Source organism: Flavihumibacter sp. CACIAM 22H1, assembly GCF_001601815.1.
Taxonomy (GTDB): Bacteria; Bacteroidota; Bacteroidia; order Chitinophagales; family Chitinophagaceae; genus Flavihumibacter.
This window is the reverse complement of record NZ_LUKG01000043.1, coordinates 17,330-34,541: the sequence shown is the minus strand read 5'-3', so window position 1 is coordinate 34,541 and position 17,212 is coordinate 17,330. Positions and strand designations below refer to the sequence as shown.

Below are 17,212 nucleotides of genomic sequence, written 5' to 3'. Positions count from 1 at the left end.
TGGAAGATGTAGACCCTGGAATTGTCCCTCAATTTCAGGGGCTTCCATCATGGAATCTGAGGTAAAATATTTCCAGTGCTGCTCCCAGGTTTTTTTACAGTAGGCGCTCAATTCAGCGGGCTCCGTTTTTTCTTCCTGAACAATATCAGTTGCATAAAGAAGCCGATCCTGGTATTTGGTAATAAAATCGATGACTTTTTGCCTGTTTTCTTTCGACTGGTATTGCAGGTGCGAAATGCGTTCCGCCATATCCAATGCCATTTGTGGAAACCGGTCGAGGTGTTCCGCCATAGCGTCTACGCTCCATTCAAGGCTGCCCAGGTGCGCTCCGTCGAATCGAAGGGCAGGGTGTTTTTCCAGTAGCCGGTCTCTTGCATTTACCTGGTCTTCGTACGAGGGGAACTCAGGGTGAAGAAACATATGGTATTCCGGGTGTTTGCTGAAATAATCCCGGTCATTTTTGACGGTCATTTTATCCAGGGGCAGCCAACAGTTTCGGGGTTCTCCAAGATGCCCTACCACGGTTTTATTCCGTTGTTGAATAAACTGGAACAGGGTATCCATTCTTGCGTCATCAATCATAAGGAAGCGTCCTTTGCTGTCTTTTAGTTCCATTCCAATATGTTTCCAGACTTTTACACCCACTGCCCCGCTGTCAAACGAAGCAGCCAGGTAGCGGAGTTGGCTTTCCTGCCATCCTGGATTTTCAAAGCCGGCCATTTCAAAACTGGTGGCATAGGCAAATTTTCCTTCCTGCTGATGTTTGTGAAAAAGGGCAAATTGCTGTTGCGTGTTAATAGGTGGGTATTCAGGAGCACCTACATTGAGGCTGATTAAACGGAAACCGTATTCTCTGGCCAGGCTGATCAACGTAGTATCATAGGTATTCACATGAACATGCGCATCAATTTTGCTGAGTTTTTTAAAGTCGTCTGCCGTGTAGTAGGCCGAAGTCTGTTGGCGCTTACCGGTATCAGCGCAGGCAGAGAAAAAAAATGTGCAGGCAATAGCTGCTATAAATTGGTGAAACTGCTTATTCATCCTATGGCTGGTTAATGATGGCTAGTTTTTCTTTTACCAGGTCGCTTACCGCGTTAATGGCAGGTGGAAAAACCACGCGCAGGTCAATTTCCTCATTTTCGGTTAAACATGCTTGTAAGGTCTGTATAAAAATATTTTTTATTTCGGTAGCCAGGTTTATTTTACTGATCCCGTTTTTTATGGCTTGCTGAAGTGCTGCTGCCGGAATACCGGATCCGCCGTGCAATACCAGGGGAATGCCGGTTTTTTCGCGGATCGTTGCCAGTAGTTCAATATCCAGCCGGGGTTCCTGTTTGTAAAATCCATGTGCTGATCCGATAGCTACGGCCAATGCATGCACACCGGTTGCTTCTACAAATTGCCGGGCTTCTTCCGGATCGGTAAAGCCTACCTGGTCGGTTGACTGGCCCAGTTTGGCAACATATCCCAGTTCTGCCTCCACGTTGGCATTGTATTGAAGGGCCAGGTCCACCACTTTGCGGGTGATACGTATATTGTCTTCGAGAGGGCGTTCACTGGCATCTATCATAACGGAATCAAACCCGGCATCAAGGCATTGTTGGATGAGGGAGTAGGAATAGCAATGATCCAGGTGCAGCCATCCCTTTATATTGAAGGATTGCAAACCGGCTCTTGCCATTTTTACTGCCGATGCCAGTCCCATGTAATCCAGGGAACTTTTTGTTAACTGTAGAATAATAGGTTGTTCCAAAACAGCTGCCGCCTGCAGAATGCCCCTTAGAGTTTCGTAATTATAAAAATTGGTAGCCAGGATGGCTTTTCCTTTTTTCTGAAAACTGCTAAGTTTTTCTGTAAGGTCTGCTGGGTGAACATCAGGCAATTGCACTGGCATCAGCATAAAGTTTTTGTGGGTTATTGAAAGCGTTGATTCCACCTGCTGCGGTGGTGGAAAATGCGCCGCAGGCATTCCCGAATTCCTGGCAATGCTCTAGCGATTCTCCTCTGATCCACTGATGAATGAAGCCGGCATTGAAACTATCGCCGGCACCTATGGCATCGATAAAACTGGTTGATTTTTTTACTGATAAGAGGCGTTGCTTTTGTTCGCTTACTAACAGGCTTCCTTTTTCTCCCATCTTTACAACAAGGATATTGATAGAGGGTTCCAATAAGGCGATGGCTTTTGTAAGGGAGGTTTCTCCTGTTAACAGGCAGAGTTCTTTTTCATTGGGTAGAAAAACGTCTACCAGCGGAAGCAATTGAGCAAGGGGCAGCTCCCATTGCTCGGAAGGGTCCCATTGTGTATCCAGCGAAGTGGTAAGGCCAGCCTCCTTTGCTTTTTGGAAAATGTTTACCAGCTCCTTTTTCAGGGCTGGTTGCAGAAAGATGGAGGAAATATGCAAATGACGGCTGTTAAACAGGGCCGGCCAGTTGATATCCTGTATACCAAAACCGGTCATGGCACCCTGGTGGGTTATCATGGCACGGTCCTGTTCATGATTCAATATTACGGTAGCCCCGGTTGCAGCCTGGGGATCAATAAGTATGGAATCTGTATCTACGTTTCGGTTAGCAAGGCAACGTAAGAGAAACTGGCCGAATAAATCATCTCCCAGTTTTCCCATGAACTGAACACTTGTACCCAGTGCGCTGAGGTTGGTGGCAAAAATGGCAGAAGAACTGCCTAAACACAATTCCATTTGACTGGCCAGTACTTCTTTGCCGTTTTCAGGTAATTGGTTGAGCTTGTTCAGGAGCAGATCAACATTGAGTTCGCCTATAACTGTTACATCAATGGGTTTCATTAATACTTGCAGATTGATAGTATGGATAAATCGTTACGCCTTTTACCACGCGGGTAATCGCCTGGTTTTTGGAAGGGTTATCGGGTTCAAGGCCTAATTGAATGGATTTGAAGAAAGCGATCAATTGTGCGGGTAAAACGGCACAGATGCATAAGAACACTTCTTCCAGGTGGCTGGCATCCTTTGCTAACTGAATATGCAGGTCTAGCGGCCGGGTATCCGGTGCGGTTTCTTCGATGCCGATCCGGCAAATTCCTTTCTCCCCGTTATTGATTGCGGTTACCAGGTCAGTTTCATATTGGTTAACGTAAGGGTTATTAGAGAAAAGATAAATAAGTAGGGTATTCGGGTGAACTACGGCTCTTGGCCCGTGGCGGAAGCCCAGGAAGGAATCAAACTTACAGATGATTTTTCCATCGGTGAGCTCCTGTACTTTTAATTCAGATTCGTTGGCAATGGCTTTCATGGGGCCCGATCCCAGGAAAACGGCCCTGTCAAAATCAAGTGTTGCTATTTTTTGAAGGGCTTGGTAATAGTCCGACAAAATAGCGGTGCCGTAGTTGCACAGTTGTTGCAGGGCGGGTGCTAACCCGGTTAACTCATGAATACGGCAAATAAGTAATCCGCTTAATAACATACCAGTAAAGCTACCGGTCATCGCTAAACTTTTATCATCTGCTTCAGGCGGTAGTAGAAATACATGCGAAACGCCGTTTTTAAGATCGCTGGCCAGTTTGCCTTTTGGGTTACAGGTAATTATCAGGTGATACAGGGTGGTGCAGTGTGTAGCTGCCAGGCGAGCTGCTGCCAGGCTCTCCGGCGAATCGCCCGAACGGGCAAAGGAAACCAGCAGGGTTGGCTGATTGGTGAAATGATGGGCCGGGTGGCTGATCAGTTCCGTAGTGGCAATGGCTGTACAGGATTTACCGGTAGATTCCTGTAAGGGGCCTTCCAGTACATTTCCTATAAATGCAGAAGAGCCGGCGCCGGTTAGGATAATGCGCAGGTCGGCATGTTCAAATGCCTGTTCTATAAAAGCTTCCAGTTCTGCCCGGTGTTCTTTTACCAACTCATAGATCCTATTCCATAGCCAGGGTTGCTGTTGAATTTCGGTAGCTGTATGCAGGGCACCTAACTGTTTCAACTCGGTGGTTTCCAGTCCAAACAGGGTGGATTTCGATTCTTTTTCAGAAGTCAGGTTATGAAAAGAAGATGACATATTTATATTTCATTTCGTTTCGAAATTATGTTAAAGCTAAATAAAACCTTTCAAAAAATAATATTTTTATTAATTTTATTGTTTCGAAAGCAGTTTTTAATAAATAATGAAGCAAAAAAGGCTTCGAATGCTTTGAATACACTTATTTTGGAAGTGTAAAACCTATGCAAGTGGATAAATCTGAACATAAATCGACCGTGCAACGGCGGGTACTGATCCTGGAAAAGCTGGAATCCATGGGCCAGGTAGATGTTACGTCCTTAAGTAAGGACCTCCAGGTAAGTGAGGTAACCATTCGAAATGATTTGAAACGTTTAGAACAAAAAAATGCCTTAATCAGGGCCCGGGGCGGTGCGATAAAAGTAGATCGGGTAGGGATTGATTTTACCCTTTCAGATAAAAACAAGCAACATCTCGATGAGAAGAAAAAGATCGGGAAACTGGCTTCTTCTCTTATTGAGGACGGCGATACCATTATCCTTGATTCCGGAACTACCACCATGGAAATTGCCCGTAACCTGGGGGCTATTTCAGATCTGACGGTAATTACCAATGCGCTGAATATTGCCAACCAGATGGCAGAACATCCCAAAGCCAATGTAATTATTCCAGGTGGGTTTTTGCGGAAGAATTCGTTGTCGCTGGTGGGCGCTACTGCTGAAGAAAGTTTCAAAAATTATTTCTGCGATAAATTATTCCTGGCGGTAGATGGCTTTAGTGTAAGCCATGGTTTATCTACTCCCAACGTAGAGGAAGCCCATCTTAACCGGATTATGATGTCTATTTCCAAACAGGTAATTGTAGTAGCTGATTCAAGTAAATTCCATAAACGAAGTTTTGCCTTCATTGCTCCGGTAACAGAAATTGATGTAATTGTTACGGATGCGGGAATTCCGGCCGAAGACCAGAAAAAACTCGAAAATGCCGGGATTCAGGTGATGATTGTTTAATCCCAAGAAATGACACATATAAACAAACGACCATGGCTGTTATACGCCCTGGTAACAACGCTCTTCTGGGGCGTATGGGGGGCTTTTATTGAAATTCCGGAAAAAGCCGGCTTCCCGGCCACCCTAGGTTATGTGGTATGGGCATTTACAATGATTCCCTGTGCGCTTTTTGCGCTTAAAAAAATTAACTGGAAACTGAACACCCAAGCCCGCAACTGGGTATTCGGCCTGGTAGTAGGATTAACGGGAGCAGGTGGACAATTACTTCTTTTTCAGGCATTGCGGCAAGGGCCGGCCTATATTGTTTTTCCTATTATTTCTCTTTTTCCGGTAGTAACTATTTTCCTATCCTTGTTTTTTCTTCGCGAGCGGGCTGCTGGTAAAGCAAAACTGGGCATTGTGCTGGCCCTGGTTGCCATCGCTTTACTGGCTTATCAGCCTCCGAGCCACAACAATTTCAGTTCCTACTGGTGGCTGGTACTGGCTGTTATGGTATTTTTTATGTGGGGCATCCAGGCATTTGTAATGAAAATGGCCAATTCAACCATGGAAGCAGAATCCCTGTTCTTTTATATGGCCCTGGCGGCCCTTCTCTTAACACCGGTGGCCATTTATATGACCAACTTTTCTGTGCCGGTCAACTGGGGTTGGAAAGGCCCGGGGTTGGCAGCTGGTATTCATCTGCTGAATTCTATCGGCGCGCTGACACTGGTATATGCGCTCCGGTACGGAAAGGCAATAATCGTAGTTCCGCTTACCGGTTTATCGCCTGTTATAACCATCCTTATTTCTCTGTTATTATACAATGTAATTCCACATCCGGTAACGCTTGCCGGACTGGTAATTGCAGTAGTGGCTATCTATCTGATTACCGAATAAAATACTTCCTATGTTGCAGAGTGTCCATTCTTTTTTTGCCCCCGGCAAACTAGCCGCGGGGGCCTGCCTGGCTGCACTTTTGGGCGTACATTGTACCCCTGCCGGCCAACCTACCCAAAACGACCCTTTCAAACCGTACACGGCTACTATTCCGGCCTCCGGTATCCGTTTTGAAATGATGCCGATTCCTGCTGGTAAAGCGGTAATCGGAAGTACGGCTGGCGAAAAAGGGCGAAGACCCGATGAAGGCCCTGTTCATACCGTTCAGATTGACGCTTTCTGGATGGGGCGCTACGAAGTAACCTGGGATGAATTTGAATTGTTTGTGGGAGATGATAAGGTAGACGCCGTCACCAAACCATCCCCCGCCTTTACCGATATGAGTTTTGGAATGGGAAAAGCTGGCTTTCCGGCCGTAAATATAACACAGCACGCAGCACTTTATTATTGCAAATGGCTCACTGAAAAAACCGGTCAGTTCTACCGGCTGCCGACAGAAGCGGAATGGGAATATGCCTGCCGGGCAGGATCAAATACCGCTTATTATTTTGGCGATGATCCGGCGGAATTAGCGGATTATGCCTGGTATAGCAAAAACAGTAAAGAAAAATACCAGCAACCGGGAAAGAAAAAACCGAATAAATGGGGGCTGCATGATATGCATGGAAATGTAGCGGAATGGACCCTGGATCAATATTTACCCGATTTTTATGCTACGCCTGCTGCCTCTAAACCCAATGCCTGGGCTGAACCTACCAAACTTTACCCGCACGCGGTTCGGGGAGGCTCCTGGGATGATGATGCGGCTGATTTGAGAGCTGCCGCGCGAAAAGGATCAAACCCTTCCTGGAAACAACGAGACCCCCAATTGCCCAAAAGCAACTGGTGGATGACAGATGCCTCTTTTGTAGGCTTCAGAATTGTACGACCGGTTAAAAAACCAAGTCCCGCTGCTATTAAAAACTACTTTAAAAAAGCAATCCAGGACCTTTAAATAATTTCGAAACCTTATTTTTATTGTTTCGAAACCTTAAATTTACTAATTTAGCCACAAATCCTGCAAATGGCATCCAAGAACTCAACGGCTACTCAAGGTTTGGCGGGCTGGCTGCACCTGATGGGGCCCGGTTTAATAACCGCAGCCCTGGTCTTTGGTCCCAGTAAAATGACCATCACTTCCAAACTGGGTGCACTGTATTCGACTGATCTCTTATGGATTGTGCTGGTTGCTACTCTTTTCATGATTGTTTTTACCAGTATGGCTGCCAGGATCGGACTTGCTTCTTCCCATACCTTTTTACAGTTGCTGGCTATGAAATGGGGGCGCTGGGCGGCTGTTCTGGTAGGTGCCGGGGTTTTCCTGGTCTGTTCTTCCTTCCAGGCGGGCAATGCCGTGGGCGTGGGTATTGCAATGGGTGAATTATTCGGCACCTCCCCCACACCCTGGATACTGGGTTTTACCGCCCTGAGTATTGCTCTCCTGTTTTTTAAATCGTTTTATAAGGTGTTGGAGCAACTGATGATCCTTTTGATTTTATTAATGCTGGCATCGTTTGTAATGACGCTTTTATGGACACCTCCTTCCCTACAACTTATAGCACAGGGGTTTCAATTTAAACTGCCCCCAGGTTCACAGGGATTGGTAATAGCTTTTATAGCGTCCAGTTTTTCACTGGTAGGAGCCCTTTACCAGGCCTATCTCGTACAGGAAAGACGCCGGGTGCGCCCCGAAACCGCCGGTCAAACCAACGGAACAGTAGCCGGTATAATATTACTGGGGTTGATGAGCAGCATTACCCTGCTGGCTGCTGCCAATATTCTGTATCCCCGTCAGATAAATCCCCAATCAGCCAGCGATATGGGCAAGGCATTGGAACCCCTGTTTGGCGCAAAAGCGTCTGCCATTTTTCTGGTTGGTTTGTTTGGTGCAGGTTTTTCTTCCCTGGTAGGTAATGCCTCGGTGGGTGGATCACTCCTGTCAGACGGATTGGGATGGGGTGGACAGTTTAAAGATATCCAGACCCGCTGGCTTATTGCCGCTATAATGCTAATCGGCGCAACAGTGGCTGTGCTTTTTGGAAAACTACCCCTGCAACTGATCATATTTGCCCAAAGCATTACCATTTTCATTGTGCCACTTATAGGCATTGCCTTGTTTCTGATTGCCAACGATCCGTTTATCATGGGCGATGCAAAAAATAAAGGATGGCAGAATATGCTCGGAATCGTAGGATTACTGCTTATTGTTACCCTTGCCGCCCTAAATTTCAACGACTGGTTTTTAAACTAAATGAATACCGCTATCATGACAAAAACGGAAGCGCTTTATCAATCCTTATTAGAACCCTCTCCCGCCTTACTACAAGACCTGGCTGCTATTGAGGGAGATATTATGATATTGGGTGCGGGAGGCAAAATGGGCCCCGCATTGGCAGAATTGCTGGCCAAAGGCGTTAAGAAAGCCGGACTGAACAAAAAAATTGCCGCCGCCTCCAGGTTTTCTGAACCCGGCTTACAGGAAAAACTCACTGCTCTGGGCATTACTACCTATGCTGTGGACCTATTGAATGAACAGCAATTGCAGGCATTACCTGAAATGCCGAATCTGCTGTACCTCGCCGGACAAAAATTTGGCACAACCGGAAAAGAGTCCTTTACCTGGGCCATGAACAGCTATCTTCCGGGAAGAGTAGGGGAAAAATTTCGAAACTCCCGTATAGTAGCGTTTTCTACCGGTAATGTATACCCGTTATCACCGGTTGTAAACGGAGGGTTGGATGAAACAAATCCACCCCAGCCATTGGGTGAATATGCACAATCCTGTTTAGGCAGAGAACGCTTGTTTGAGTATACCGCGTCCAGGTATGGTACAAAACTGTTATTGTACCGGCTCAACTATGCAATTGATTTATCGTACGGCGTATTATTGGAAATAGCTAAAAAGGTACGGCAGGAAGAGCCGATTGATATACGGATGGGGCATGTAAATGTAATCTGGCAGGGAGATGCTAATGAGATGGCTATCCGCAGTTTATTACACTGTTCCAATCCGCCTAAGATCCTGAATATAACAGGGCCGGAAACAGTGGCGGTAAAATGGGTGGCCGAGCAGTTTGGTAAGCGTTTTGGTAAAACCCCGCTGTTGGTGGGTGAGCCCGCTTCCACCGCACTGCTGAGTAATGCAGCAGCTTCCTTTGCTTTATTTGGTTATCCCAGGGTTAGTTTATCACAAATGATTGACCTGGTAACCGCCTGGTTAGAGGAAGGGGGCGCAACCGTATACAAGCCCACCCATTTTCAGGAAAGAGAAGGACGTTATTAATACATTCCCAAATAAACTGTTTTCATGAACAATGACCCGCAATCAGCCGCCTGGCTGGAGGCATTGAAACAAGGCGTCGTAATTCCTGCATTGCCATTGGCATTAAGGTCCGACCTCCAGATAGATCAAACGGCACAGGAACGATTGATCCGTTATTATATAGCCAGTGGTGCTGGTGGACTGGCAGTTGGTGTACATACCACCCAGTTCGAAATCAGGGATCCTGCCTTTAACCTGCTGGAGCCGATCCTGAAAATGGCGGCCGCTGAAATAAACAGGCATCCGCAAAGTGCCGGGTTTATTAAAGTGGCTGGTATATGCGGACCCACAGAACAGGCTGTACAGGAAGCCCAACTGGCGGTTAAATATGGATATCATATTGGGTTAGTTAGCATGGGTGGATTGGCTGATTATTCAGAAGAAGCGCTGTTGGAAAGAACAAAAGCCATCGCAGCCATAATTCCTGTATTTGGTTTCTATTTACAACCTGCCGTTGGAGGTAGGGTATTGAGTTATTCTTTCTGGTCGGCAATGGCCGAAATTCCAGCTGTATACGCTATAAAAATTGCCGCGTTTAATCGTTATCAGACCCTGGATGTGGTTAGGGCCGTAGCCAGTAGTACCAGGAACCGGGAAATCAGTCTCTATACCGGCAACGATGACAATATTGTGGCCGATTTACTTACTACCTACCGGTTTGCACTAAACGATACGGTAGTAGAAAAAAAATTTTCAGGCGGACTGTTGGGGCATTGGGCTGTATGGACCAGCAAAGCCGTAGCCTTATTGGAAATGATTAAAGCCTGCCGTACCAACCCTTCAGGAGATTATGCAGCATTATTAACCATCGGGGCGGCGGTTACCGACATGAATGCCGTGGTTTTTGACGCTGCCAATCAGTTCAAAGGCTGCATCGCCGGAATACACGAGGTATTACGCAGGCAGGGCTTGTTAAATGGGATCTACTGCCTTAACCCGGAAGAAGTACTATCACCCGGACAAGCGGAGGAGCTGGATCGGATTGCTGCTGCTTACCCGGAATGGACGGACGATAATTTCGCAAAATCAATCGAATAAAACGAACTAATGCATAAGCTAATTTTCCTTTTGTGTTGCTGGCCTATTTTAAGTGGCGGGCAGGAACCAAAATCTGTTGATATCTGTATCTATGGCGGAAATTCTGCCGGCATAATAGCAGCGTACACGGCCAGTAAAATGGGAAAATCTGTAATAGTACTTGAACCGGGAAAAAGGATCGGCGGATTAAGTACCGGTGGATTGGGTTATACAGATATCGGAAATAAATTTGCAGTTAGTGGTTTGTCGCTTGATTTTTACCGGCGGATCGGCGCTTACTATGGAAAATTTGAATCCTGGTTGTTTGAACCTAAAGTTGCCCTCGCCACTTTTGAATCTTATGTGAAAAGGGGAGGGTTGGAAATCTGGTACGAGGCAGCCCTGGTAGACTTAACCAAATCAGCCGGAGCCATTCGTGAAATACAGGTAGCCAACCCTACTGATTTAACAGGCAAAAGGCGCACTATCCGGGCAAAAGTATTCCTGGATTGCAGTTATGAAGGCGATTTGATGGCAAAAGCAGGCGTAGCTTATACGGTGGGTAGGGAAGCTAATGCTCAATACGGCGAAACCTATAATGGGGTTCAGGTACATCAGTATCATCAGTTCCCGGATGGCGTGGATCCTTATAAAATTCCGGGAGATTCTTCCAGCGGATTACTTTGGGGTATCAGTAAGGAAAAGCTGGCACCCGCCGGGTCTGGCGATAACAAAGTACAGGCATATAATTACCGGATCTGTTTAACCAACCAACCAGACAACCGCATTCCCATTACTGAACCTGCAGATTATCAACCAGAGCGGTATGAACTTTTACTTCGGTACCTGCAAAAATCACCGGCTGCCAGTTTGCGACCTATTTTAAAACTGGACCTGATGCCTAATAACAAAACTGATATCAATAATAACGGGCCTTTTTCAACGGATATGATTGGTGAAAACTATGCTTATCCAGAAGCCGACTATTCAATGCGAAAATCCATTGAACTGAAACATACCAATTATATCAAGGGGCTCTTGTATTTTATCGGGCACGATCGTCGAATGCCCGCGCATTTACGGGAAGAAATGCTGACCTGGGGGTATCCTAAAGATGAATACCTCGAATCCAATCATTGGACACCTCAGTTATATGTACGGGAAGCCCGCCGTATGATCGGTTCTTATGTAATGACCCAGGCAAATTGCCAGGGAAAAGAACTTGTTGAGGATGGCGTAGGCATGGCAGCTTATACTATGGATTCGCACAACACACAACGGCTGGTTATAAATGGGATGGTAAAAAATGAAGGCGATGTACAGATCGGAGGTTTCGGTCCTTATCCCATCAGTTATCGTTCATTGGTACCTAAAAAAACAGACTGTACTAACTTATTGGTTCCGGTTTGTTTAAGTGCCAGCCATATAGCGTATGGGTCTATCCGTATGGAGCCGGTGTTTATGGTATTAGGACAATCAGCCGCCGTAGCTGCTACCATGGCCATTAATGAAGCAAAAGCTGTTCAGGATATAAATGTTACGGCATTACAGGAAGAGCTAAAGCGAAATCCACTGGCAGATGGTTCCAAGCCGGAAATCTTGCTCGATACAGATAATGCAAGTCAGGTAAAAGCAGAAGGCAGCTGGAAAAAACTACCATATATCGGATTTGGTAAAGATATACTTGCGTTGAAAGATGGAGCGGCTTCTGGCCGGGTGGTTTACCGCCCGCTTTTACCGGGTGCGGGTAGCTACGAACTTTATGTGTATTTGTTACCGCGCCATCCCGGTCATACCAGGGTTATGAACTGGATTATAAGGGATGGAAAAAAAACACATAACCTCTTGATTGATCTTAGTTCGATTGAGGTAAGCGGGCAAACATCCGGAATATGGCATAAACTGGGAACCTTTGAATTGAAGCCGGGTGCCAGTATCCGTTTACAAGGCACCGGTGAAAAAGGGCTGCTGCTGGCGGATGCAATTTTATTGAAACCCCTGCAATAAAAAGGTCGTCTTCCGAAGAAGACGACCCTGCTTAACCAAAACTCTACTGCTTAGTAACCGGTATTCTGTTCCAGAACGCCTTTATTGCGGTCAATCTCCCTTTGCGGAAGTGGCCAGAATTCGTATTTGTCTTCGTACTTCAACCGGATGTCCGGAAATGCCGGATTAGGGGCAAAGCCATTGATTTTTTCTTTTGCAATTCCCCATCTTCTGAGATCAAAATAGCGGATTCCTTCCAGGGGCAATTCTACCCTGCGTTCATGACGGATTCGTTCTCTCATCTCTGCCTGTGAAAGTCCGACAGGAAGTGCAGGCATTTCAACGCCCGGCCGATTGCGTACCTCATTCACCTGCTCGTATACGCTTGCATCCGGACCTACTGCTTCGTTCTGTGCTTCTGCATAAAGCAGTTTAATATCTGCATACCGGAGTAACACAAAATCGTTATCCCCCTGTAAACCATAATCAGGATTACGAACACCAGGGGTAAGCCATTTTTTGGGAATATAAAAATTAGCCGGCCATTCTGCTCTTCCTGGAGAAGCAACCGCCGGGTCATCAAAGGGCCAACCCTTGTCGGCACCATCACCTGCAAAAAACCAGGTCATGGTCATTCGGGGATCACCGGCTTCGTATTCATCGATCAGGTTTTGTGTGCCTACAAATCCGCCCCAACGGTGCATGGCTACATTCAGTGCCGCATCAGCATGCACAATATTCGGCGCAAGATAAACCACCGAGAACATGATTTCCTGGCTGGTACGTTGTCCTGCTTTATAAAAATTAGCTGCATAGTTGCTGTTCAAACTGAATTTGTTTCCATCTATGATTTGTTTAGCGGCAGCGGCTGCAGCGGCATATTGTTTTAATTCCAGTAAAGCCCTTACTTTATACCCAAGTGCCGTGCCTTTAACAGCATGCCCCCCGGTATAACCCTGATCCGGCAGCCCTGCAATGGCAATATCCAGTTCATCTAATACAAATTTCAGAATATCGGCCTTGGATGATTTTGCTACACCCTTGTTGAAGTCCAGTGTAAAGGGATCGGCTGTTATTAAAGGCACATTTCCATACAATTGAGCCAGGTAGAGGTAATTAAATGCGCGTAAAAAATGGCCCTCTGCCTTATATTGGGTCAATTTATCACCCGATAGAACTTTATCAATATTGGCCAGGAAGCTGTTAATGGCAGCCAAAGCACGATAGTTGTTTTCGTAGTAACTGTAAATGTAACCGCCACTCGTAGGTGTTATGCCGGAAGATGTAGCTGAACGTCCCCCGCCGTAATCGTGCTGCGAATACACATCATCGGTATAACTGTCCCAGCCCATGATTTCGTATTGCGAGCAACCCCAGTTTCCACCGGAAGCATAGAGGTAATTGTAAAGGCCGGTTAAGGCAAGATCGGCGTCTCGTTCTGATTTCCAGAATACGGTAGTAGATAGCTGATCACGCGGATTTACTTCCAGCAAATCCTTTTTACAACTGGTGCTAAGGGTAGCAGCTGCAAGGCCGGTGAATAAAAATTTATAAAAGATTTTCATACTAGTTTTTTTGTCAGTTAAAATTGAACCATTGCTCCAAACGTGAAAGTGCGGAGTTGAGGATAGGTTACATAGGTGCCATCCCCTACGCGTTCAGGATCGAGGCCCGGGAATTTGCTGATGGTGAATACATTGTCGGCAGTAAAGTACAATCGGGCAGACTTCATGGTGAGTTTCTTCAGGATAGCGCCCGGTAAAGTATATCCGAGTTGAATATTTTTTAGCCGCATGAAGGAAGCGTCTTTCAGGAAATAGGTAGACGCATAATTCTGTACGGGTGCATATCCGTCTGCAACATAAATGCGTGGCATGGTTTGGGAAGGATTATCGGGTGTCCAGCGATTACGCCAATCGGTGGTTGGTAATGATCCCTGGCGGAAGGGTTCAATTCCCCAGCCATTCACATAGATTTTTTGTCCGGCTGAGCCATACAGTTGTGCACTGAAATCAAATTGCTTAAAATTAAGGCCCAGGTTCAGCGCATATTGAAAACTTGGGTATTTCCCATCTACTCTTGTCCTGTCCTTGTCATCGATTTTTCCATTGCCATCAATGTCGCGGATTTTCAGATCGCCGGGTCGGGCGGTAACAGGTTGTGTGGGGGATTTGTCAATTTCTTCCTGGTTTTGAAAAATGCCGTCCCAGATATAGAGATAATAAGCATCCAGTTCCATTCCTTCTTTACGGATAGAACGTCCGGCAATATCAGTACTGCCATAATTCTCCAGGCTGTTTTTATAACGCTGTACATTACCGCCGATAAAATAGCCAAGATTTTTGTTGAGCTGATCTCGGTACTGGATAGCCAGTTCAAAACCTTTATCACGTACAGAACCATTGTTGATAGTAGGCGAATTCAAACCAACCCATAAGGGAATCTGTGCTTGCCGCAGAATATCATAGGTTCTTTTATTGTACCAGTCAGCAATTACGGTAAGTTTATTGTTAAAGGCTGTAAAGTCAATACCCAGATCAAATACACTGGCCGATTCCCAAATTAGTGAGGGGTCTACGAGGGTGGACGCTGAATAGCCCGGTTGCAGACTATTATTGAACACATAATCCCTGTTTTGTAAGGTGGGCTGGTAGGGATAGATACCTATGTTCTGGTTACCCAGTTTTCCATAGGAAGCCCGGAGTTTAAGATCATTCAGCCATTTTACCTGCATAAGAAAATTTTCACTGCTTAAGCGCCAGGCGGCTGAGCCAGAATAAAACCAACCTCTGCGGGTAGCTGTCGGAAGGCGGGAGGTTCCATCATTCCGTAAACTGAATCCAACCAGGTATTTATCCTGGTAATCGTAGTTGAGGTTGCCATAGTAGGAGCGTAGTGCCCACTCATTGGAGCTTCCGCTATTGGTCATGCCATTGGTTGGTCCGGCATTAAGTTCTCTGAGAATATTGGTAGTAAACTGGTTCCGGAAAGCATTGATATTGCTGGCAACATTATGTTCTTCCTGGTAACCGGCGAAACCGCTTACCGTATGTTCTCCAAAACTTCGTTTATAGTTGAATTGGCTATAAAACACGGTGTAAATATTATCATCCCGTCCAACTTCGAGGCCAGGTGAACCTACGTCCAGGTTGCCTGCCGGGCTCATATCATTGTAGTAGAACAACTGTACGGTAGGCCGGAAATCGTTGTATTTACCAGCTGAGTAATTGGCACCCGCGCGGGTTTCCCAGGATAATCCTTTGAAGAGCTGTACTTCCATGTTCAGGTTTCCCTGCAGGTAATAGGTTTCTGTTTGACGGGTAGCGCCTTCATGAACAATAGCGATCGAGTTTTTATTTCCCTGTTCATTCGGAAATGCCCGTTTTATCCAGCGGCCATCGGGCGCTCTTGGTGGATACAGGGGAGATTGGGCCAGGGTAGAGAGGAACTGATCGCCGGCTCCCTGGCGAGGATTGTTCTTGTTACCATAACGCATCTGGATATTGGACCCGATGGTAATGCGTTTATTGATTTTTGAACTTAACCCAAAATCAAGGGTGTATTTTTTGAAGTCAAATCCTACCATAGTACCTGGCTGATCGGTTAAGCCAATACCAACATGATAGCTGGTTCCTTCTTTTCCTCCACTCAGGTTGAGGTAATGGTTTTGTACAATGGCGGTTTGAAACAGATCGTTCAGCCAGTTATGATTCGGGTATTTTACGCGGTCGGTAGCATTTTTATAAAGATCGATCTGAGCCTGGGTATACTGCGGCTGTAATCCTGAATTGGTGCGGGCCTCGTTATACAATTCCATATACTCCGCTGAGTTGGTAATCATATCGGGCAGGGAAGTTACATTGGTAATACCTAGGTTATAATTATAACTGAGAGAAAATCCATTACCACCTTTTTTGGTTTTTACAACAATAACTCCATTGGCTCCGCGTGAGCCATAAATGGCAGCAGAGGCAGCATCTTTCAATACGCTGATGGATTCAATATCATTGGGGTTAAGTGCGGTGATGCTTCCGGGTAAGCCGTCTACAATTATAAGTGGTGAACTACCAGCTTCGCTGAAGGTGCCGATACCGCGCACTCTGAAACTCACATTTTCTGCACCGGGTTCACCAGATCCTTGTATTACCTGCAGGCCGGGCAACTGGCCCTGTAGTAAAGTAGCCGGGTTTGTAGCTACGCGCTGATTGAGCGTTTCTCCACTTACAGTGGCTACTGCCCCTGTAATTTTTCGTCGGCTCTGCGTGCCATAACCTACCACTACTACATCCGATAATTCATTATTACTTACCTGTAATGAAATTGAAATATTGGTTTGGTTTTTAATGTCGATGGTTTGTGCAACAAAACCTACATAACTGAAGGTGAGTTTACCGTTGTCATCAGCACTAATTGAATATTCACCGTTGTCATTGGTGTAAACACCGATTCCTTTTTCATTGAATACGCTTACATTACTTAAGGGGTTTCCCTTGGTATCGGTAACCCGGCCTTTAATTACAATATCCTGTTTATAAGAAACGATAGTAGACCGAATAGCGATCAGGTTCCCGGAGATCTGTTTATGGGCCAGGTTAGATCTTGATAATAAACTATCCAGCACCATTTCAAGCGGCATGTTGCGGGCCGAAAAATCCACAAGCAGGTTTTTTTCCAGTACAATATTGCTGTAAACGAACCGGTAATCGGTTTTACGCTCCAGCAACCGGAGGGCTTCTGTAAGTGGAATTTTGTTGAAATCGACCGTGACCTTTTTCTGGGAATAGGATTTGGCCGATACATGCAGGGTGGCAGCTAGCAGCAGCAGGGCAGTCAGTTTCATGATTCTCATGATTTTGAGTAGTCCGTACCTGCGTGGAGGCGGACTAAACATAAGGCAGTAAATTTTCATACCTTTGTATGGTTTATTTATGAACAATAGCGCTCATTCTTACTTAGGGGATGAGCAGCAACTTCAAGGAGGATTGGCTGCAAC

At 45.9% G+C, this 17,212-nt stretch carries 13 protein-coding genes; 7 read left to right on the top strand and 6 right to left on the bottom strand.

Going from position 1 to position 17,212, the window contains the following annotated elements; genetic code table 11:
• The 4 genes from A1D16_RS12840 to A1D16_RS12825 form a co-directional block, all read right to left on the bottom strand.
• Positions 1–1,041, bottom strand: a 1,041-nt coding sequence (locus A1D16_RS12840) for an amidohydrolase family protein (protein ID WP_290710071.1), incomplete at its 3' end; no start/stop codon positions are given.
• Between the two features lies 1 nt (position 1,042).
• Entirely contained in the window at positions 1,043–1,894 is an 852-nt protein-coding gene (locus A1D16_RS12835) for a class II fructose-bisphosphate aldolase (RefSeq protein ID WP_290710069.1), read from the bottom strand.
• On the bottom strand, positions 1,875–2,807 hold the full coding sequence (locus A1D16_RS12830; protein ID WP_290710068.1) for a carbohydrate kinase family protein: 933 nt from the start codon (positions 2,805–2,807) through the stop codon (positions 1,875–1,877). The genes A1D16_RS12835 and A1D16_RS12830 overlap by 20 nt, the downstream gene beginning before the upstream one ends.
• Complete coding sequence (locus A1D16_RS12825) at positions 2,794–4,026, bottom strand: SIS domain-containing protein (protein ID WP_290710067.1); 1,233 nt, start codon at positions 4,024–4,026, stop codon at positions 2,794–2,796. Before A1D16_RS12825 ends, A1D16_RS12830 begins: the two co-directional genes overlap by 14 nt.
• A 164-nt stretch (positions 4,027–4,190) precedes the next feature.
• Here A1D16_RS12825 and agaR point away from each other — a divergent pair, with 164 nt between their 5' ends.
• The 7 genes from agaR to A1D16_RS12790 all read left to right on the top strand — a co-directional run bounded on the left by agaR (position 4,191) and on the right by A1D16_RS12790 (position 12,240).
• Positions 4,191–4,976, top strand: coding sequence for a transcriptional repressor AgaR (agaR, locus tag A1D16_RS12820; RefSeq protein WP_290710064.1), 786 nt, complete (start codon positions 4,191–4,193; stop codon positions 4,974–4,976).
• Between the two features lie 9 nt (positions 4,977–4,985).
• Positions 4,986–5,855: a DMT family transporter gene (locus tag A1D16_RS12815; RefSeq protein WP_290710062.1), complete on the top strand. Its 870-nt coding sequence runs from the start codon at positions 4,986–4,988 to the stop codon at positions 5,853–5,855.
• A 10-nt stretch (positions 5,856–5,865) separates the two neighbouring features.
• Positions 5,866–6,849: a formylglycine-generating enzyme family protein gene (locus A1D16_RS12810; RefSeq protein WP_290710060.1), complete on the top strand. Its 984-nt coding sequence runs from the start codon at positions 5,866–5,868 to the stop codon at positions 6,847–6,849.
• 69 nt (positions 6,850–6,918) lie between these two features.
• Entirely contained in the window at positions 6,919–8,145 is a 1,227-nt protein-coding gene (locus tag A1D16_RS12805) for an Nramp family divalent metal transporter (protein WP_290710058.1), read from the top strand.
• A gap of 15 nt (positions 8,146–8,160) precedes the next feature.
• Positions 8,161–9,177: an NAD-dependent epimerase/dehydratase family protein gene (locus A1D16_RS12800; protein ID WP_290710056.1), complete on the top strand. Its 1,017-nt coding sequence runs from the start codon at positions 8,161–8,163 to the stop codon at positions 9,175–9,177.
• 24 nt (positions 9,178–9,201) lie between these two features.
• Positions 9,202–10,254: a dihydrodipicolinate synthase family protein gene (locus A1D16_RS12795; RefSeq protein ID WP_290710054.1), complete on the top strand. Its 1,053-nt coding sequence runs from the start codon at positions 9,202–9,204 to the stop codon at positions 10,252–10,254.
• 9 nt (positions 10,255–10,263) lie between these two features.
• On the top strand, positions 10,264–12,240 hold the full coding sequence (locus A1D16_RS12790; RefSeq protein WP_290710052.1) for an FAD-dependent oxidoreductase: 1,977 nt from the start codon (positions 10,264–10,266) through the stop codon (positions 12,238–12,240).
• A gap of 50 nt (positions 12,241–12,290) precedes the next feature.
• On the opposite strand, the gene A1D16_RS12785 is transcribed toward A1D16_RS12790, so the two are convergent.
• Both A1D16_RS12785 and A1D16_RS12780 read right to left on the bottom strand, forming a co-directional pair.
• Positions 12,291–13,784 carry a RagB/SusD family nutrient uptake outer membrane protein gene (locus A1D16_RS12785; RefSeq protein WP_290710050.1) on the bottom strand — a complete coding sequence of 498 codons (1,494 nt, stop codon included), beginning with the start codon at positions 13,782–13,784 and terminating at the stop codon, positions 12,291–12,293.
• Positions 13,785–13,801: 17 nt separating this feature from the next.
• Positions 13,802–17,128 carry a SusC/RagA family TonB-linked outer membrane protein gene (locus A1D16_RS12780; RefSeq protein ID WP_290710048.1) on the bottom strand — a complete coding sequence of 1,109 codons (3,327 nt, stop codon included), beginning with the start codon at positions 17,126–17,128 and terminating at the stop codon, positions 13,802–13,804.
• Positions 17,129–17,212: the final 84 nt, after the last annotated feature.

Coding starts and splice junctions, on each gene's coding strand:
- A1D16_RS12830 (WP_290710068.1), bottom strand. CDS start 2,807: ATGAAACCCATTGATGTAACAGTTATAGGCGAACTCAATGTTGATCTG.
- A1D16_RS12790 (WP_290710052.1), top strand. CDS start 10,264: ATGCATAAGCTAATTTTCCTTTTGTGTTGCTGGCCTATTTTAAGTGGC.
- A1D16_RS12825 (WP_290710067.1), bottom strand. CDS start 4,026: ATGTCATCTTCTTTTCATAACCTGACTTCTGAAAAAGAATCGAAATCC.
- A1D16_RS12815 (WP_290710062.1), top strand. CDS start 4,986: ATGACACATATAAACAAACGACCATGGCTGTTATACGCCCTGGTAACA.
- A1D16_RS12795 (WP_290710054.1), top strand. CDS start 9,202: ATGAACAATGACCCGCAATCAGCCGCCTGGCTGGAGGCATTGAAACAA.
- A1D16_RS12805 (WP_290710058.1), top strand. CDS start 6,919: ATGGCATCCAAGAACTCAACGGCTACTCAAGGTTTGGCGGGCTGGCTG.
- A1D16_RS12835 (WP_290710069.1), bottom strand. CDS start 1,894: ATGCCAGTGCAATTGCCTGATGTTCACCCAGCAGACCTTACAGAAAAA.
- A1D16_RS12810 (WP_290710060.1), top strand. CDS start 5,866: ATGTTGCAGAGTGTCCATTCTTTTTTTGCCCCCGGCAAACTAGCCGCG.
- agaR (WP_290710064.1), top strand. CDS start 4,191: ATGCAAGTGGATAAATCTGAACATAAATCGACCGTGCAACGGCGGGTA.
- A1D16_RS12785 (WP_290710050.1), bottom strand. CDS start 13,784: ATGAAAATCTTTTATAAATTTTTATTCACCGGCCTTGCAGCTGCTACC.
- A1D16_RS12800 (WP_290710056.1), top strand. CDS start 8,161: ATGACAAAAACGGAAGCGCTTTATCAATCCTTATTAGAACCCTCTCCC.
- A1D16_RS12780 (WP_290710048.1), bottom strand. CDS start 17,128: ATGAAAATTTACTGCCTTATGTTTAGTCCGCCTCCACGCAGGTACGGA.